We start from the raw sequence: 16,888 nt of genomic DNA, 5'->3' as shown, positions 1-16,888 counted from the left end.
CAGGACTACGCGGGGAAGCCGAAGCAGGGGTAGAAATCCTCCACGCCCGGCCGGGCCACTTCAATGCAGCGGGACTTCACCTGTTCCAGGAGCGCGCTGGTGTCCGTGCCGGAAGCGGTGACGCCGCCGACCGCCACTGACACCCCTGCCGTGGCGGTGCGCCGGAGGTTGTTGTCCGTGGAGTTGACGTTGCCCTCGCCGGGGTAGTTGTTGTGGACGTTCGTGGTCTGGTGCTCGAGCGGGCCCGTTCCGGTCCACGTTGCCGAGAGCCTGATGGTGACGGGATTGCCGTTGCCGTCCGTGCCCGGGATGTCAGTGCTGATGGAGGCGGCGGTCAGCCTTGGGTCAACCACCAGGGGCGCCATGTTCTGGCCGTCTGCCTGGAACAGCACCGCACCGCCCCCGGCGGCTGCGCTGACGCCGGATGCCTGGGCGCAGGTGTCGGTGACGCGGACAAACACTGCCGTGAGGCCCTGCTTGTTCACGGGGCCGGGCTGGCCGGCGTACATCGCCGTGCTTGAGGAGACGAAGATCTCGGTCTGCTCGCAGCCAACCGTGCTGACCACCACGGCGGCGCCGTGGGCGGACGAGATGGTGTGGTAGATGTTGGGCGGAGCCGCTCCGGCCGGTGTTGCGCCCGCAGCGACCATGGCCGCAGTGGACAGTCCCATGAGCAAGCGTTTCATGACAGCTCCTTAGTCCGCTTGCCCCCATTAAAGCCCCGGTGGCGGCAGCTCCAGTACGGGCTTTAGGCCCGATTGCCGGGGTTACGGCTGGCGGACCGCCAGGTCGGCGTTGACGCGGCCGTGCGCCCAGTATGTTTCAGAGCCGGCCTTCATCTCGGCTGTTGATTCGATGTTGAAGCGGACTGAAGCGTTGGTGGCGCCGGCATGGGACTTCCACGCAAGGGCGGCCACCGCGGCAACGATGGGCGCGGCCATCGAGGTGCCGCTGCCGATGTCGTAACCGAGGGAGCGGCCGTACTGCCTCGCGATGGCGAATTTGTGGTTGGGGAAGGTGGAGTAGACGCTGACTCCCGGTGCTGCGACGTCCACCCAGGCTCCGTAGGTTGAGAATGAGGCCTTGGCGTCCTTGTTGTCGGTGGCTCCGACGGCGATGACGTTGGCATAGGCGCCGGGGTACATCATGGTTGTGTTGCCCCCGTTGCCGGCGGCGGCAACGAGCACCACGCCATCGCGCCAGGCGTTATTGACGGCGGTCTCGAGAGTGGTGGTCGCCCCCACGGCAAGGCTCATGTTAATCACCTTCGCACCGCTGCTGGCCGCCCAGTTGATGCCGTTCGCGAGGCCTGAGCTGGATCCCATCCCGGTATCGTTGAGGACTTTGCCGGCCAGGATGGTGCAGCCCGGGCAAACGCCGGCGACGCCTATGGAGTTCTCCGACGTGGCGGCAACGATCCCGGCAACGTGCGTGCCGTGGCCGTAATTGTCCTCGTTGTTTCGTGCAGTGGTGAAGTTGGCCCGTGCAACGACCTTCGGGTTGATGTCCGGGTTGTCGGTTGCGACGCCGGAATCGAGGACGGCAACGCCTATCCCGCTGCCGGTGGTGAGAGTCCACGCTTCCACGGCGTCCACGTCGGCGTCGGCGTATTTTGGGTCGCCGCTGACAGTCACGGTGCCGGCGGTGTTGGTGAACGACTGGCCATCGTTTTGCAGGGCGTATTGGCGCGGAAAGTATTGATCGTTCGTGGCGGGCCTTACGATCTTGTCCGGCTCGGCGTACTCCACCATAGGATTCCGGCTGAGGGCTTCAATAAGTTGAAGTTCCTTCCCCTCCGGCACCTTTATTAGCCGGGCACCGGTGCTGCCGATTTCAGGGCCTTCGCTGAGGCCGTGCCCGCGCAGGGTGCCCGCCGCGGCGCCATCGTCACGGAATTTCACCATAATCTGGCCCGCGACAAATGAAGGCTCGGCGGCTGCGTTGCCCTGGGCCGCAAAAGCAATTCCGCTTATTCCCATGATTGCCGCCAAGAATCCGGCGATGCCTGCTTTTTTCATGGGGTTATCTTGCTCCGATCACCACCGGCTGGATAGTGCCCCGGACAAATCTTTTTTAGCGCGCACCCATCCGTAATGCGATACAGCCCGAATTGCTGGCATAACCCTTTGGGCCGGCCGGTAAACATAACCAGCTAACCCATGAACCCCATATCGCATTCAGGAGAACACCATGGCAACACACACGCACACAGGCACGGCAACCCGCACCAACGTGCAAAAGGCATCACTGGCCGTAGGCGCAGTATTCCTGCTGGTCGGCGTCCTGGGCTTCGTTCCGGGCATCACGGCCAACTTCGAACAGCTGCACTTCGCCGGCAGCCATTCCGAGGCCATGCTGCTGGGCCTCTTCCAGGTCTCGGCCCTGCACAATATCGTCCACCTGCTCTTCGGCGCAGCCGGCATCGCCCTGGCCCGAACCGCCGGCGGAGCCCGTTCCTTCCTGCTCTACGGCGGCATCATCTACCTGGTCCTCTTCGTCTACGGCCTGGTGGTCCCCCAGGACTCCGCCGGCAACTTCGTCCCGCTGAACAGCTTCGACAACGTCCTGCACCTGCTGCTCGGCGTCGGCATGGTGGCCCTGGCCCTGGTGCTCACCAAGGGGCACAGCAAGGCCCGCGCTTAACGGCAGTTTCCGGCGGCAGCCCCGCCTGGCACCAACACGGCAATGCCCCCGTCCGCAGCCTCCCGCTGCGGCCGGGGGCATTGCCGTCCGCGCTCCCGGGCGCTACTTGAGGCTGAGCACCTCGTCGATGGGGCGGCCGTTGACGAACACCTGGGCACTCGTGGCCCCGGACGCGGCCATGGCGGTGTATTCCAGCTGGCCCTTCGCTCGCGGGATGTCGCACACGCCGCCCAGCATGAACTGCCCGGTGAGCCAGATGGTGATCGTGCTTCCGTTCAGCTCACCGCCCAGATAGCTGAGGTTCGACTGGTACAGGACGTTCACCAGCCCCGACATCCCGACGTCGCGGCTCTTGTTCGCCAGCAGCGCGCCGATGCTGGGGCCCACCTGGTCGGTGAAGTGCACGGGCGCGGTGGTGGTGGCGACGAGGCTGTCGCCGCAGCCGATCGCGGGCCCGGAGACGCCGTTGTCGTCCACCGCCACGTAGTAGATGGTCAGCGGCGCCACCTGTTCCGGGAGTCCGGTAGGGCTTGGTTCCGCCGTCGCCGGCGGGCTCGCGGGAACGGACGACGGCGGCGCTGTCGCCGTGGGGGACGCGGTCACCGGCGCGCTGGTCTGCGAGGTGGGGCTCGCCGTCGCGCTTGAAGCGGAGGGGCTCGGGGAGGCGGAGGTGCTGGTAGGCGCCGGGGACGGCGGGCCAAAACAGCCTGTGAGCATGAAAAGCGCGGAGAACCCCAGAACGCTGAGTGCCGACAGCCTCGGCCTGGCCATGTTGCCCCCTTGGGTGTGGACCCCGGTTTTTCGGGGAGCCACTTTCAAGCTACGCCTGAGGCTTCACCGTGGAACAGGGACTTAGGTCCGGGCCAGCGCGGAACGGCCGGCACAGGGTTGTTGTGCCCATCGCCGGATGCTGTGAAAGTGTGGAAGCATTCGGTGGGGCCGTTCCAGGTGCCCATGACAGCAGTTGGGGGCACAATGGCGGGTCGGGCACAATCACGGCGGCACCTGCTGGCATCTGGTTTGATGCTGGGGACGCTTGCCGCGGCCGGCTGCGCGGCCCCCGACGGACCTGCCACCAAGACAAGCAGCGCCCCGCCGGTCACCAGCGCACCGGCATCCGTCGCGGACACTTTCCCCAGGTATGACTCCCTGCGGGCAGAGCTGATCGCCGCCCTGGAAGAGCAGCTGCCCGGCATCACCTGGGCCCGGGACAAGCCGGCCGCCCTGTCGCGGTTGGACGACGGCCGGTGCATGCTGTACCCGCAGACGATGAAAAGCAGTGCGGACGTGGTGGAACCCTCGAACCATTTCGCAGACATTTTCTCCGCCGGCGACCCCGTCCTGGCCAGGCACGGCTTCCCTGCCTTTGGCGGGACAGACGATGTCCCTGGCGGCTGGGTGGTGGCGCGCAGCACTGATGCGGCCGGCGCCACCCTGACCATCGAGTCGAAGAGCCCGGCCTACCTGCGCATCAGCGTGCCGGTGAACTCCGCGACCTGCGATCCGGCCGAGCTTCCCCAGAGCTGAGGGAAGTTCTGCCCATCGCACCGTGGCCGCAGCAGGCCTAGGATGGCGCTGGTACGGCGTCGAAACGAGGGGGGACGGACGAATGCCCGGGTTTTACGGCGCAGACATTGAACAGTTAAGGGCGCTGGCCAAGTCGATGTCCCAGCAGTCCGAAAAGATGGCCTCGCTGTCCGCGGAACTGGGCCAGCTGCTTTCCAGCGTTCGCTGGGACGGGCGTGACGCCACGGTGTTCCGTGCCGCCTGGGATGCCGGGCACGGGCCCATCCTGAAGCGTGTGGCGGCGGACCTGCAGAGCCAGGCGCAGGACTTGTTTCGCGACGCGGACGAGCAGGCAAGAGCCAGTGCCGGTACAGGCGGAGGCGCGGCGAAACCTGATGGTTCAGGGACGCCGGACTCCAACCCTCCCGGGGACCCGGGGCCGCTGGACCCCGACCGCCCCGACGTGGATGTGCCGGGCGATGTCCGAGAGGATCCGGATGCCGGCGATCCGGCCGACATCAGGCAGGGACAGATCGGTGACTGCTGGCTCCTGGCGGGGATGGGGTCGGTGGCCCAGATGCTTGAACGTGAAGGCAAGGTTGATGAGTTCCTGGCTGAACACCTGCGGCCGGTGGGTGATCCGCCCACGCACTGGGTGGTGACCCTGTACCAGGACGGCGAGCCCGTGGAGGTAACGGTTGAGGCCAAGTCCACCGAGGGCGGCGTCAGGGGTGCCGACGGTGCGCCCAACTGGCTGTCCATCTACGAACGCGCTGCCGCGGAACAGCGGGGCGGTTCCTACGAGGATATCGACGGCGGGTTCAGCGATGAGGCCATGGAGCTGATGACCGGCAAGTCCGCGGACCGGGACGGCGAGATGGACCTGGCGGGAATCGAGGACAAGCTCGGTGAGGGCCAGGCGGTGTCCGTGGGGAGCCAGGACGTCAAGGACGATGACTTCGACTGGTTCTGGGAGTCCGATGAGGTCAGCCGCACCGATGTGGTGCCCAACCATGCGTACATTGTGGTGGATGTGAAAACCAACGGTGACGGTGAAAAGGTGGTGGTCCTGGCCAACCCGTGGGGACCGTCGGGCGGCTACATGGCGGGCGATGACAACCAGAAGTCGGGCACCTTGGAATTGACCGAAGACGAGTACAAGGAAAACTTTGACTCGGTGTACTCAGTGGATCTGAAGTGAGGATGGCCGTGGAAGAGCGTGTTACAGTCCGGCAGGGCATGCAGCCCAACTTCGGCGGTGTGCTGGTGGGAATCGTGAAGATCGGGTTCACCGGCGGCGCCCCTGCCATCCAGGTCTGGATCCGCGCCGGGGGGCAGGAGCGCAAGCAGGCTTTCCGTGAAGGGCAGTCGGTGGTCCTGCCGGGCGCGGGCACCCTCCGGTTCGATTCCATCCGGCCTGCTGACGGGGAGCGCACAGCGTCGGCGGACCTCACCTACGCCTCCTGAGCACAGCCGCCCGGGCGGAAACTGTCAGTAGGGTCCAAGGCCCGCCGCAGAGCCCCTTCCCCGCCATTGTGGCGGCGGCAGGGCGGGCGATACGATGCTCCCGGGGAGAGGTCCTGGTCTCGCGTGAGCACCGTTAGGGGACCATCCAGTGACCGACTTCTTCACCATGCAGCCCGGCGAAACCGCAGCACCCCTGCCGCCGGGGCCGGTCCTCTGCACCGGGACTGCGGCAATGCGGCGCATCCACCGTTTTTTCCTCTGGGCTTACGACGAGGCACCCGGCCTGGTGCGGTCCGTGGCGCCCGGCGATACCGGCCGGGCCGCGTACGTGGGTGAGGTGCTCGGCAACTTCGACAAGGTGCTCCACGTCCACCATGAGGGCGAAGACCTGCTCATGTACCCGCAGCTGGCGGAACGGGCACCGGCCTGCGCCCTGCACGTGGGGCTGATGCTCGAGCAGCACAGGCAGGTCACGCAGCGGCTTGAGGGCATTGAACCTGTCCGCCTGCGCTGGATGCAGAAGGCGGACGCGGAGGCGGGCGAGGAACTCGCCGGCCTTTACGAGGACCTCTCGTCCGTCCTCAAGGTGCACCTGCGGCGCGAGGTCACCGAGGTGATGCCCGTCGTGGACCGGGTGATGGACCAGAAGGAGATGGAAGGGGTGGGCCAGCACGGGATCGAGCAGTTCGACAAGAAGTTCATGGTGGCCTACCTCGGCATGGTGCTGGCCACCAATCCTCCCCAGGACCGGAAGGAACTGTTCAGGGAGATTCCACTGCCGGTCCGGCTTGCCTACCGCCTGGTCGGGCGCCGGATGTACCGCCGGCAGTATGCCACGCTCTTCCCTGGGCGCCCGATTCCCGAGACGCTCTGAAAGACAGCCATGGTGTTCCTCCGCTAATCGGCTTCCTCATCGTTTGCGGTGGTCTCGACCCAGTCGATGGCCTCGTCAGGGAAATAGTGCCCCGGGGTTTCGCCCTGGCCGGCCCACCATGAATCGTCGCCGGCCGGTCCGCCGGCCTGGGCAATTTCGGCCACCACTGCCGGGGGCACCACGTCGCCGTTGTTCTCGATCAGCCACTCCTGCGTGGATGGCTGCAGCTTTGCCCACCACTGTTCGATGCCCATGACTGAAGTCTCCCACGCCAGCAGGACTCTGGAAGGGCCCGGTGAGGTTAAATTTGGCGGCTTTGGCGGCGGACGCGGCCGGGGCTGCTCCTGTAAACTCCTTACGGCCACAACGTACGGTTTCCTGAACGGAGTCCAAGCGTCGGGAAAGGCCCCGGGCTCAGCCGGTGTACAGGGGGGAAGCAGATTCATGCCATTGTCGAAACGACTCTTGGGCGCGTTTGGCGCCTTTGTGCTGGCGGCCGCTGTTCTGCCTGCAGCCGCGCCGGCTGTTGCGGCACCCTCTGCGGCCGCGTTCGAGCCGCAAAGTCCCGGCGGCAGCGAACGGTACCTGGTCAGCTTCGCCGCGGGCGCCGACGTCGCCAATGAGGCCCAGGGCCTACGCTCCCAAGGGGTGGCCGTGGGAAAAACCTTCTCTGCCGCGGTACGGGGTGCAGTCATCACAGCCACCCCGGGGCAGGCAGCTGCCCTCGCCCGTTCACCCCGGATCTCCGCCATCGCCCCGGATGCGCCCGTTTCCCTGTCCGAGACCCAGCAGTCGCCGCCATGGGGGTTGGACAGGATCGACCAGAAGGCGCTCCCGCTCTCCGGCACCTTCGCGCCGCCGTCCTCCGGGGCCGGCGTCAACGCCTACGTCATCGATACCGGCGTGTTTGCCGCACACAATGATTTTGGCGGACGGGTGACTGCGGGCTGGACCGCCGTTGCTGATGGCCTGGGCAGCGGTGACTGCAACGGCCACGGCACGCACGTGGCCGGCACCATCGCCGGGAAAACGTTCGGAGTGGCGAAGGCAGCCACCATCGTTCCGGTCCGTGTCCTCGACTGCCAAGGCTCCGGCTACGATTCGGACGTCGTCGCCGGTCTTGACTGGATAGCCTCCCACCATGCCGCGGGCACACCCGCCGTCGCCAACCTCAGCCTTGGCAGCGGCGCCAACAGCGTGGTGGACGCGGCCGTCCGCGGAGTCATTAGCGACGGCGTCACAACAGTTGTGGCTGCCGGCAACACCTCGATAGATGCCTGCACCCGGTCACCGGCACGGGTGCCCGAGGCCCTGACTGTCGCAGCCAGCGATTCCTCGGACCGCCAGGCATGGTTTTCAAACTATGGAAGCTGTGTTGACCTGTATGCGCCCGGCGTCGGCATCCTGTCGGCCGGGCACACCTCGACGACGGCTACGGCCACCATGAACGGCACGTCCATGGCGGCCCCGCACGTTGCGGGTGCAGCTGCGGTTGCCCTGTCCCAGAACCCCGGGCAGACGCCGGCCGGGATCTCCGCCGAACTGACTTCAGCCGCCGCCGCGGGTGTTATCACCGGCGCGTCACCGGGCACCCCCAACCGTCTGGTCAACACGGGGCGTGAGGCGTGGCTGCCGGCTCCTGTCGTGGCAGAACGGGACTTTACCGGAGACGGCCTGCCCGACCTGCTGGCCAGGGACACCAGCGGCACCCTCTGGACCTACCCCGGCACCGGCAACGGCCTCTTCGGCTGGCGCATCAAAGTCGGCGACGGCTGGAACGTCATGACCGCCATCAGCGCAGCCGGCGACCTCACCGGCGACGGCAAACCCGACCTCGTAGCCCGCGACACCAGCGGCACCCTCTGGACCTACCCCGGCACCGGCAACGGCCTCTTCGGCTGGCGCATCAACGTAGGGCCCGGGTGGAACGTCATGACCGCCATCAGCGCCGCCGGCGACCTCACCGGCGACGGCAAACCCGACCTCACCGCCCGCGACAGCGACGGCACCCTCTGGACCTACCCCGGCACCGGCAACGGCCTCTTCGGCTGGCGCATCAAAGTCGGCCCCGGCTGGAACGTCATGACCGCCATCAGCGCCGCCGGCGACCTCACCGGCGACGGCAAACCCGACCTCACCGCCCGCGACACCAGCGGCACCCTCTGGACCTACCCCGGCACCGGCAACGGCCTCTTCGGCTGGCGCATCAAAGTCGGCGACGGCTGGAACGTCATGACCGCCATCAGCGCCGCCGGCGACCTCACCGGCGACGGCAAACCCGACCTCACCGCCCGCGACAGCGACGGCACCCTCTGGACCTACCCCGGCACCGGCAACGGCGTCTTCGGCTGGCGCATCAACGTGGGGCCCGGCTGGAACGTCATGACCGCCATCAGCTAGCCAGCGGGCTTGATGAACCGGCGCGCACGGTGGCCCTTATTTGGGTGCGGAACGCGTCCCTGAGTCCGTGCCCGGCCCCCGTGTTGCAATGAAGTTCCAGTCGAAGGAACCGTCATGGCGCAGTGTCAGCCGAAGGAAACCGTGGGTGTCGCTGAACCGGTTCTCGATATACCGCGGACTGCTGGTGAAGGGGCGGAGTCCAATGCCGCCAGTGGAAACCTGGAACGCCGTCATCCCGTCATCGACGCATTCGTCCCTATTGTTCACCGGGCATGACCGCTCGTAGTTGTGCTGTGACCCCGACAGTGTCAGGCGCACCCGGTGCTTCCACATCACCTCGATCCACGGTTTGTGGTCAGCAGCCCGGTTGTGCTCGGACGTGTTCGACGTGAAGTAGGGCTCGTGGTGCACCACCGCCAGGTGCTGCCCGGCCGCCTTCGCGGCGGCGAGGTCCTTGTCCAGCCATCTTGTCATCGCCCGGGCCTGTGCTGGGTTGTACCGCCAGTGCGCTGAGGACAGGAACGCGAAGTGCCAGCTCCCGAAGTCCTTCGAGTACGCCTCCCCGTTCTCGATGCGCCCACGCTCCCCGTTGATCGCAGACTTCTCCGGAGCCCCCGGGCACTGGCCGTTCATGAAGTTGTCGAGGTCCTCATTGCGGCCGGGTTCCCAGTCATGGTTGGGGGCCGAAACCCAGTACAGCTTGGGCATCGTGCCACTCCACAGGGTCGCCCAATAGTTCACGTAGTCGTCGCAATAGGCGGTGTCGTACTGGAAGTCACCCAGACCCAGGAACGCGTCGATCTGGTCGTCCTGCACGAGTCGGCTTATCGCAGCAGCGTTCCGGCCGGACGGGCTGTCAGGGTCAGTGTTCCCTGCGTCGTTCATGTCGCCGACGGCAGCGATCCGGACATCAGGTGCAGGGGGCGCAAACCCGTTGGGAGGCCCCGGGGGTTCCGGAGGGCGGGCGCAGCCCGCCGTGGACACCATCAGGACGGCCGTGGCAATCGCAGCCGCACTGCGAAAGGGTCTGCGACGACGGCGTGCTGACTGCATCCGATAACCCCCCTTGGAGAGGCCGAGCCGGAGGTCAGCGTCCCCAGGAAGAAGCCGGGACCCGCCGGCAGTCTTGATATTCCTAAGTGCTGGACCGGCTGTCAAGGGCGCGCACTGCCATGGAAAATCTCAGCGCACGGCTTTTGTAGCGGCTGACGAACCCTCCGGAGAGATAAGAAAGCCGTGGAGCAGGGAGGCCGTCCCCTGCAAATGATCGGCAGCTACCTGGTAGGCGCCCTCCGCGTCGCCACGGAGTATGGCATCGATGAGCTCCTGATGCTGCCGGTTGGAATGCTCAAGGTTGGGCTCCAGGAACGGGATGCGGTCAAGGAGGTCGCTGACCCTCGCCCGGGCGTCTGCGACGGCGGCAACGAGGCTGGGTGATCCGCACACTTCCGCGATGGCCACGTGAAACCGCGCATCCTTGGGCCTGTACAGTTCCGCGGGTGCCCCTGCCACGTCGGCGAGGGTGTCGAGCAGGTGGCGTCGCTGCCGCGGGGAGAGCATGGCCTGCGCGGCCAGCGACGCTGCAGCAGGTTCCAGCACGGCGCGGAAGGTGAGGACGTCGTTGACCTCCGCCGGGTCCAGGCCTGCGCTACCCCTCAGCTCCCCCAGCCTCCGCGCGGATACATAGGTGCCCCCGGTCCGGCCGCGGCGGACTTCCACATAGCCGGCCTTTTGGAGCTCCGCCAGGGCGTCACGCAGCGTTGCCCTGGACACGCCCAGCAGTTCCGAGAGCTCCCGCTCGGCCGGCAGCTTGTCGCCCACACCAAAAAGCCCCAGCTTGATGTTTTGGAGCAGCCGTTCGATGGTTTCCTCAAAGGCGTTCCCGTGCCGGACCGGCCGTATGAGCCTCGTGGGGACCCCAAGCAGTGACTCTTCCATGAGTCCATCCTAGCGCGGTCTAATAACAGGCCTATTGCCGCTTCCCGCACAGGCCGAGCCTGCGGGAAATTTTCCGAAATTTGAATAGAAAAACGAATATTGCTTGACTCCGTGCGGTGACGTGCACCACACTGGCAAAGAACTTTTGGACTAATTACAGACCATTAGAACCCTTGAAAGAAGGGAATTCCCATGTCATTACATCCCTCGGGGCAGCCCGTCAATGACGACGAGGGCTACCTCCACCACCGGCAACTCAAACGCGGAGCGGCCGGATGGGTCCTGCTCGCCGGGCTCGGAGTTGCCTACGTGATCTCCGGAGACTTCGCCGGCTGGAACCTGGGCCTTGCCCAGGGCGGCTGGGGCGGCCTGCTCATTGCGTTCATCCTGATGGGCATCATGTACGCCTGCATGGTGTTCGGCCTGGCCGAACTTTCCTCCGCACTGCCCGCCACCGGCGCCGGCTACGGGTTCGCGCGCCGGGCGCTTGGCCCGCTGGGCGGGTTTGCCACCGGGATGGCCGTGCTGATCGAATACGCCGTGGCCCCCGCCGCCATCGCCACCTTCATCGGCGGCTATGTCGAAGCCCTGGGGCTCTTCGGCCTCACGAACTCCTGGCCGGTCTACCTTGTTGCCTTCGCCGTCTTCGTCGGGATCCACCTCCGCGGCGTCGGCGAGGCACTGAAACTGATCTTTGCGATCACCGCAATAGCCGTCATCGCCCTGGCGGCAGTGGTGGTGGGGCTGGTACCGCACTTCAACGCGGCAAACCTTTTCGATGTTGTGCCGGACGGCTCACCGACGTCCAGCGCTTTCCTTCCCATGGGCATCGGCGGTGCCGTGGCTGCCCTCGTATATGCCATCTGGTTCTTCCTCGCGGTTGAAGGCGTCCCGCTGGCAGCGGAGGAAACGGCGGACCCCAAAAGGGACATGCCCCGCGGCATCATCGCCGCCCTCGTGGTCCTGGTGGTCTTTGGTGCCCTCATGCTGGTCCTGGTTCCCGGTGCCGCCGGCTCCGAGGCGATGGGCGCCTCAAGCAACCCCCTTCCCGAAGCAATCCGCCTGGCCTACGGGGGCAATACGATCCTCGCAGACTTCGTAAATTATGCGGGGCTCGCAGGGCTGGTGGCCAGCTTCTTCTCCATCATCTACGCCTATTCCCGGCAGCTCTTCGCCCTTTCCCGCGCAGGGTACCTTCCCAAGTGGCTCTCCCTGACAGGCAAACGGCGCACTCCATACTGGGCCCTCATCGTCCCCGGCGCCCTCGGGTTCGTCCTGGCTGCCACAACGGGCAACGGCGCCCTGCTCATCAACATTGCAGTCTTCGGAGCCACGGTCTCCTACGTGCTGCTGAACCTTTCGCACATTGTCCTGCGCATCAAGGAACCCGACCTTCACCGCGGGTACCGGACACCGGGCGGCGCCGTCACAACAACCGTTGCCCTCGTCTTGGCCGCCGTCGCCGTCGTCGCCACGTTCGTCGTCGATGTCATGGCAGCGTCCATCACCGCCGCCGTGTTTGCCGCCGCGCTCCTCTACTACTGGTTCTACAGCCGGCACCGGATTGTGGCCGGTGCGCCCGAAGAGGAATTTGCCCAGCTCGCGGCAGCGGAAGCCGAACTCAGCAACTAATACCGCCCCCGCGTCCTGCGGAGAGCAAAAATCACGCAAATCATCGGATCGAAGTTACGGATATCAAATGACCAACCACACCACGGGAAACGACTCCCAGGCCGCGCTGACTGTCGAAGACCTGAAGCGGAAGGTTGCTTCGGGTGAGATCGACACGGTGGTCGTCGCAATCACCGATTCGCTGGGCCGTCTCCAGGGAAAGCGCTGCGGCGCAAGGTCGTTCCTTGAGGACGTCCTGGGACACGGAGCTGAAGGCTGCAACTACCTCCTCTCCGTCGACGTCGAAATGAACACCATTGATGGATACGCGATGTCCTCGTGGGCAACCGGCTACGGCGACATGGTCATGAAGCCCGATGTCAGCACGCTCCGGCTTGTTCCCTGGCTGGAAGGCACGGCAATGGTCCAGTGCGACATCTTCTGGCTTGACGGGCGTCCTGTAGCCCAGTCCCCCCGCCAGATCCTTCGGGCTCAGATCGAACGGCTCGAGGCCCTCGGCTACCGAGCCCACATTGGCACGGAACTCGAATTCATCATGTTTGACGACAGCTACGCCGAAGCATGGGATAAGCACTACGTCGGGCTTAAGCCCTCAACCCGCTACAACGTTGATTACTCGCTGCTCGCCACGGCAGGCCTGGAACCCGTCATCCGGGACATCCGCACGAGCATGGAGAACGCCGGGCTTGTAGTCGAGTCCTCGAAGGGCGAGTGCAACCACGGCCAGCAGGAAATCACGTTCAGGTATGCAGAGGCGCTTCGGGCCTGCGACAACCACGCGTTCTACAAGAACGGCGCAAAGGAAGTCGCAGGGAAGCACGGCAAGAGCATCACGTTCATGGCCAAATACAACGAGCGGGAGGGCAGTTCCTGCCACATCCATTTCAGCCTGACGGACCTGGACGGCAACCCGGTACTGGCCGGTGGCGGGGAGCATGGGTTCAGCCCCGTCATGGAGAACTTCGTCGCGGGCCAGCTGGCAGCCATGAAGGAGCTTTCGTACTTCCTGGCGCCGAACATCAACTCATACAAGCGTTTCGTCGAGGGCAGCTTCGCCCCAACCGCCATCGCGTGGGGCCTTGACAACCGCAGCTGCTCGCTGCGCGTCGTGGGCCGCGGTCCCGGCCTTCGGGTGGAAAACCGCGTGGGTGGCGGCGACGTCAACCCCTACCTTGCGGCGGCGGCCCTCATCGCTGCAGCCATCCACGGCATCGAGAATGATCTGCCTTTGGAACCCATCATGCTGGGAAATGCCTATGAGTCCGCCGCGGACAGGATCCCCACCACTCTCAGGGAAGCGCGCGCCCTGCTGGTCACCAGCGAAATCGCCCGCAAGTCCTTCGGCGACGAGGTTGTGGACCATTATGCGCACGCTGCCGCCGTAGAACTTAAAGCCTTTGACAGTGCCGTGACGGATTGGGAGCACAAGCGTGGCTTTGAACGTCTCTAATGCTTACCGGCCGCGCATCGGCCTCACCACCTACTACCAGGAGGCGGCCTGGGGGGTCTGGAAAGCGGACGCGGCAATCCTGCCCGGAACCTACGTAGAGGCGGTTGTTGCGGCGGGCGGTACACCTGTCCTGCTGCCGCCGATCGGCACCGACACCACCGTCGTCGAGCTTCTGGATGGGCTTATCATCGCGGGCGGCAGCGACGTCGGGCCTGAGCACTACGGTGCAGAGCCTCATGAAATGACCCGCTCGCAACCCGGCCGGGACACCCATGACATCGCGCTGACCAGGGCGGCGCTGGCCACCGGACTTCCGTTGTTTGCCATCTGCCGGGGAGCCCAAATCCTCAACGTGGCTCTGGGCGGATCCTTGATCCAGCACATCCCTGACGTCACGCCGGGTTCAGCGCAATACCAGCCGGCGCCGGGCGTATTTGGCACTGTCAAATTCACCACCAGGCCTGGCAGCATCAGCGGCCGCCTGCTCGGGGAACGTGCCAGCGCCCCCTGCTACCACCACCAGGCCATGGACCGCATTGCGGACGGCCTCTGCGTGACGGCGGCGGCGCAGGACGGAACCGTACAGGCCCTTGAGACAACAGCCGGCGGCTGGGTGCTGGGGGTGCAGTACCACCCCGAACAGAATCCGGAGGACCTGCGGCTCTTCAAGGGGTTCATTGATGCAGCCCGCACCTACCGCACAGAACGAACGGAGAACTTAGTCGATGTCCAGCAGCATGTTTGAGGTCCTGAACCCGGCCACCGAAGAAGTCATTGAAACGGTTCCGCTCAACTCCTTAGAAGAAACGGACAGGGCCATCGCGAAGGCCGCCGCGGCTTTCGAAGCCTGGCGCAACGTCCCACCCGCAGACCGGGCGATGCTGCTGCGCCGCTTCGCCGCTGCCGTGGATGCGGACCTCGAGAACCTCGCCCAACTTGAAGTACTCAACGCCGGCCACACCATCGGCAACGCGCGGTGGGAGGCCGGCAATGTCCGGGACGTCCTCAACTACTACTCCGGGGCATCGGAACGCCACCTCGGACAGCAGATCCCTGTAGCCGGCGGGGTCAATATCACCTTCAACGAGCCATTGGGTGTTGTGGGCGTCATTGTCCCCTGGAACTTCCCGATGCCCATCGCCGCATGGGGCTTTGCCCCCGCCCTGGCCGCGGGCAATACCGTGGTCCTCAAGCCCGCCGAACTGACACCGCTGACTGCCCTGCGGCTTGGCCACCTGGCACTCGAAGCCGGACTGCCGCCGGGTGTCCTGCAGATCATCCCAGGCAAGGGATCCATCGTGGGGGAACGCTTTGTGACCCACCCTGCCGTACGCAAGGTGGTTTTCACCGGGTCAACGGGCGTGGGCAAACGGATCATGGCCGGGTGCGCCGAGCAGGTCAAGCCCGTGACGCTGGAACTGGGCGGCAAAAGCGCCAACATCATCTTCGCTGATGCGGACCTGGAGGCGGCCGCCGCCGCCGCGCCGGGCGGGGCCTTCGATAATGCCGGCCAGGACTGCTGCTCCCGCTCCCGCATCCTGGTGCAGCACAACGTCTTCGAGAAGTTCCTGGAACTTCTCGAACCTGCGGTCAAGGCGCTGAAGGTCGGGAACCCCGGGGATGAAGACGCGTTCATGGGGCCTTTGATTTCCGCCGCGCAGCGCCGCACCGTGTCCGGCTTCGTACCCGACGGGGCTCCCGTGGCGTTCCGCGGGTCGGCGCCTGAAGGGAGGGGGTTCTGGTTTCCTCCCACCGTCCTGACGCCGTCCCGCGAGGACAGGGTGATGAAGGAGGAGATCTTCGGTCCGGTGGTGGCAGTGGTGCCCTTCACGGACGAGGCTGACGCGCTCCGCCTTGCCAACGACACTGTCTACGGCCTGTCCGGCTCCATCTGGACCCGGGATGTGGGGCGGGCGCTGCGGGTTGCCCGCGGGCTCGAGTCCGGAAACCTATCCGTCAACTCGCATTCATCCGTCAGGTACTCCACACCCTTTGGCGGCTTCAAGCAGTCGGGCCTTGGCCGCGAACTGGGCCCTGATGCACTGAACGCCTTCACCGAAACCAAGAACGTCTTCATTTCCACCACCGACTAAGCAGAGCAAGTAAGGAAGAACACCATGATTGAAGTCATCTCCAGCCGCCTCAAGGGCCGCAGCGCCGTCATCACCGGCGGTGCCAGCGGAATCGGGCTGGCCACTGCACGCAGGTTCGCTTCCGAAGGGGCCCACGTCGTCATCGCAGACCTCGATTCCACCGCGGGCCAGCAGGTTGCCGAGGAAGTGGACGGGCTGTTCGTAAAAGTTGACGTCACCAGCGAGGAGGAGGTCAGGAACCTCTATGCCGTCACCAATGAAACCTACGGAAGCGTGGATATCTCGTTCAACAACGCCGGGATTTCCCCGGCGGATGACGCCTCCATCATCGATACGGGAATCGACGCCTGGCGCCGGGTGCAGGAAGTAAACCTCACCTCCGTGTTTTACTGCTGCAAATACGCCCTGCCGTACATGCAGGCACAGGGCAAGGGGTCAATCATCAACACGGCGTCCTTCGTGGCGGTGATGGGTGCCGCCACGTCCCAGATTTCCTACAGCGCGTCCAAGGGCGGTGTCCTGTCGATGAGCCGTGAACTGGGGGTCCAGTTCGCCCGCGAGGGCATCCGCGTCAATGCCCTCTGCCCGGGTCCCGTCAACACGCCGCTGTTGAAGGAACTGTTTGCCAAGGATCCAGAGAAGGCTGCGCGAAGGCTGGTCCACGTTCCGCTGGGACGGTTCGCCGAGCCTGAGGAACTTGCCGCTGCCGTTGCCTTCCTGGCCAGCGACGACGCATCCTTCATCACCGCCTCCACCTTCCTGGTAGATGGCGGCATTGCCGGAGCCTACGTCACCCCCGAGTAAACCAGGAACAGGGGAAACGATTGCACCGCCGACGGCCGCCGCACCGCAGACGCGGCGGCCGTCGGCGGAGCAACGGCCAAC

Annotated in this window: 17 protein-coding genes; 11 read left to right on the top strand and 6 right to left on the bottom strand. The window is 65.5% G+C overall.

Going from position 1 to position 16,888, the window contains the following annotated elements:
* Positions 1 to 5: 5 nt before the first annotated feature.
* Positions 6 to 686, bottom strand: a complete 681-nt coding sequence (locus tag ACQ3DC_RS06940; protein ID WP_430751894.1) for a hypothetical protein — start codon at positions 684 to 686, stop codon at positions 6 to 8.
* Positions 687 to 767: 81 nt separating this feature from the next.
* The gene (locus ACQ3DC_RS06935; protein WP_430751893.1) at positions 768 to 2,018 is read right to left on the bottom strand and encodes a S8 family serine peptidase; all 1,251 of its coding nucleotides are present in this window, start codon (positions 2,016 to 2,018) and stop codon (positions 768 to 770) included.
* Positions 2,019 to 2,190: 172 nt separating this feature from the next.
* On the opposite strand from ACQ3DC_RS06935, the gene ACQ3DC_RS06930 reads away from it, so the two are divergent.
* Positions 2,191 to 2,643, top strand: a complete 453-nt coding sequence (locus ACQ3DC_RS06930; protein WP_157238814.1) for a DUF4383 domain-containing protein — start codon at positions 2,191 to 2,193, stop codon at positions 2,641 to 2,643.
* Between the two features lie 102 nt (positions 2,644 to 2,745).
* Here the strand turns inward: ACQ3DC_RS06930 and ACQ3DC_RS06925 are convergent, their stop codons facing one another.
* The gene (locus tag ACQ3DC_RS06925; protein WP_430751892.1) at positions 2,746 to 3,414 is read right to left on the bottom strand and encodes a hypothetical protein; all 669 of its coding nucleotides are present in this window, start codon (positions 3,412 to 3,414) and stop codon (positions 2,746 to 2,748) included.
* 252 nt (positions 3,415 to 3,666) lie between these two features.
* Between ACQ3DC_RS06925 and ACQ3DC_RS06920 the strand changes: the two genes are divergently transcribed.
* The 4 genes from ACQ3DC_RS06920 to ACQ3DC_RS06905 all read left to right on the top strand — a co-directional run bounded on the left by ACQ3DC_RS06920 (position 3,667) and on the right by ACQ3DC_RS06905 (position 6,490).
* Positions 3,667 to 4,170 carry a hypothetical protein gene (locus tag ACQ3DC_RS06920; RefSeq protein WP_430751891.1) on the top strand — a complete coding sequence of 168 codons (504 nt, stop codon included), beginning with the start codon at positions 3,667 to 3,669 and terminating at the stop codon, positions 4,168 to 4,170.
* An 82-nt stretch (positions 4,171 to 4,252) separates the two neighbouring features.
* Positions 4,253 to 5,350: a C2 family cysteine protease gene (locus tag ACQ3DC_RS06915; protein ID WP_430751890.1), complete on the top strand. Its 1,098-nt coding sequence runs from the start codon at positions 4,253 to 4,255 to the stop codon at positions 5,348 to 5,350.
* An 8-nt stretch (positions 5,351 to 5,358) separates the two neighbouring features.
* Positions 5,359 to 5,616, top strand: a complete 258-nt coding sequence (locus tag ACQ3DC_RS06910) for a hypothetical protein (protein WP_430751889.1) — start codon at positions 5,359 to 5,361, stop codon at positions 5,614 to 5,616.
* A 148-nt stretch (positions 5,617 to 5,764) separates the two neighbouring features.
* Positions 5,765 to 6,490, top strand: a complete 726-nt coding sequence (locus tag ACQ3DC_RS06905) for a hemerythrin domain-containing protein (protein WP_321215647.1) — start codon at positions 5,765 to 5,767, stop codon at positions 6,488 to 6,490.
* Between the two features lie 23 nt (positions 6,491 to 6,513).
* On the opposite strand, the gene ACQ3DC_RS06900 is transcribed toward ACQ3DC_RS06905, so the two are convergent.
* Positions 6,514 to 6,744: a hypothetical protein gene (locus ACQ3DC_RS06900; protein WP_157238817.1), complete on the bottom strand. Its 231-nt coding sequence runs from the start codon at positions 6,742 to 6,744 to the stop codon at positions 6,514 to 6,516.
* A gap of 196 nt (positions 6,745 to 6,940) precedes the next feature.
* Between ACQ3DC_RS06900 and ACQ3DC_RS06895 the strand changes: the two genes are divergently transcribed.
* A complete protein-coding gene (locus ACQ3DC_RS06895; RefSeq protein WP_430751888.1) occupies positions 6,941 to 8,890 on the top strand; it encodes a S8 family serine peptidase in 1,950 nt (649 codons plus the stop codon).
* Positions 8,891 to 8,926: 36 nt separating this feature from the next.
* Here ACQ3DC_RS06895 and ACQ3DC_RS06890 read toward each other — a convergent pair whose 3' ends face one another.
* Together ACQ3DC_RS06890 and ACQ3DC_RS06885 are read right to left on the bottom strand one after the other, a co-directional pair.
* The gene (locus tag ACQ3DC_RS06890; RefSeq protein WP_430751887.1) at positions 8,927 to 9,775 is read right to left on the bottom strand and encodes a hypothetical protein; all 849 of its coding nucleotides are present in this window, start codon (positions 9,773 to 9,775) and stop codon (positions 8,927 to 8,929) included.
* A gap of 297 nt (positions 9,776 to 10,072) precedes the next feature.
* Positions 10,073 to 10,828: a FadR/GntR family transcriptional regulator gene (locus ACQ3DC_RS06885; protein ID WP_321215644.1), complete on the bottom strand. Its 756-nt coding sequence runs from the start codon at positions 10,826 to 10,828 to the stop codon at positions 10,073 to 10,075.
* Between the two features lie 192 nt (positions 10,829 to 11,020).
* Here ACQ3DC_RS06885 and eat point away from each other — a divergent pair, with 192 nt between their 5' ends.
* The 5 genes from eat (at position 11,021) to ACQ3DC_RS06860 (ending at position 16,807) form a co-directional block, all read left to right on the top strand.
* Positions 11,021 to 12,460: an ethanolamine permease gene (gene eat, locus ACQ3DC_RS06880; protein WP_321215643.1), complete on the top strand. Its 1,440-nt coding sequence runs from the start codon at positions 11,021 to 11,023 to the stop codon at positions 12,458 to 12,460.
* Between the two features lie 67 nt (positions 12,461 to 12,527).
* Complete coding sequence (locus ACQ3DC_RS06875; RefSeq protein WP_321215642.1) at positions 12,528 to 13,910, top strand: glutamine synthetase family protein; 1,383 nt, start codon at positions 12,528 to 12,530, stop codon at positions 13,908 to 13,910.
* Positions 13,897 to 14,655, top strand: coding sequence for a gamma-glutamyl-gamma-aminobutyrate hydrolase family protein (locus tag ACQ3DC_RS06870; RefSeq protein ID WP_430751886.1), 759 nt, complete (start codon positions 13,897 to 13,899; stop codon positions 14,653 to 14,655). The genes ACQ3DC_RS06875 and ACQ3DC_RS06870 overlap by 14 nt, the downstream gene beginning before the upstream one ends.
* Positions 14,636 to 16,003, top strand: coding sequence for an aldehyde dehydrogenase family protein (locus tag ACQ3DC_RS06865; protein WP_430751885.1), 1,368 nt, complete (start codon positions 14,636 to 14,638; stop codon positions 16,001 to 16,003). Before ACQ3DC_RS06870 ends, ACQ3DC_RS06865 begins: the two co-directional genes overlap by 20 nt.
* 24 nt (positions 16,004 to 16,027) lie before the next feature.
* Entirely contained in the window at positions 16,028 to 16,807 is a 780-nt protein-coding gene (locus ACQ3DC_RS06860; protein ID WP_157238823.1) for a 3-oxoacyl-ACP reductase, read from the top strand.
* Positions 16,808 to 16,888: the final 81 nt, after the last annotated feature.

The organism is Paenarthrobacter sp. NEAU-H11 (assembly GCF_050573415.1).
Taxonomy (GTDB): Bacteria; Actinomycetota; Actinomycetes; order Actinomycetales; family Micrococcaceae; genus Arthrobacter.
Note: the sequence above shows the minus strand (reverse complement) of the source record. Positions and strands in the feature narration are given on the sequence as shown.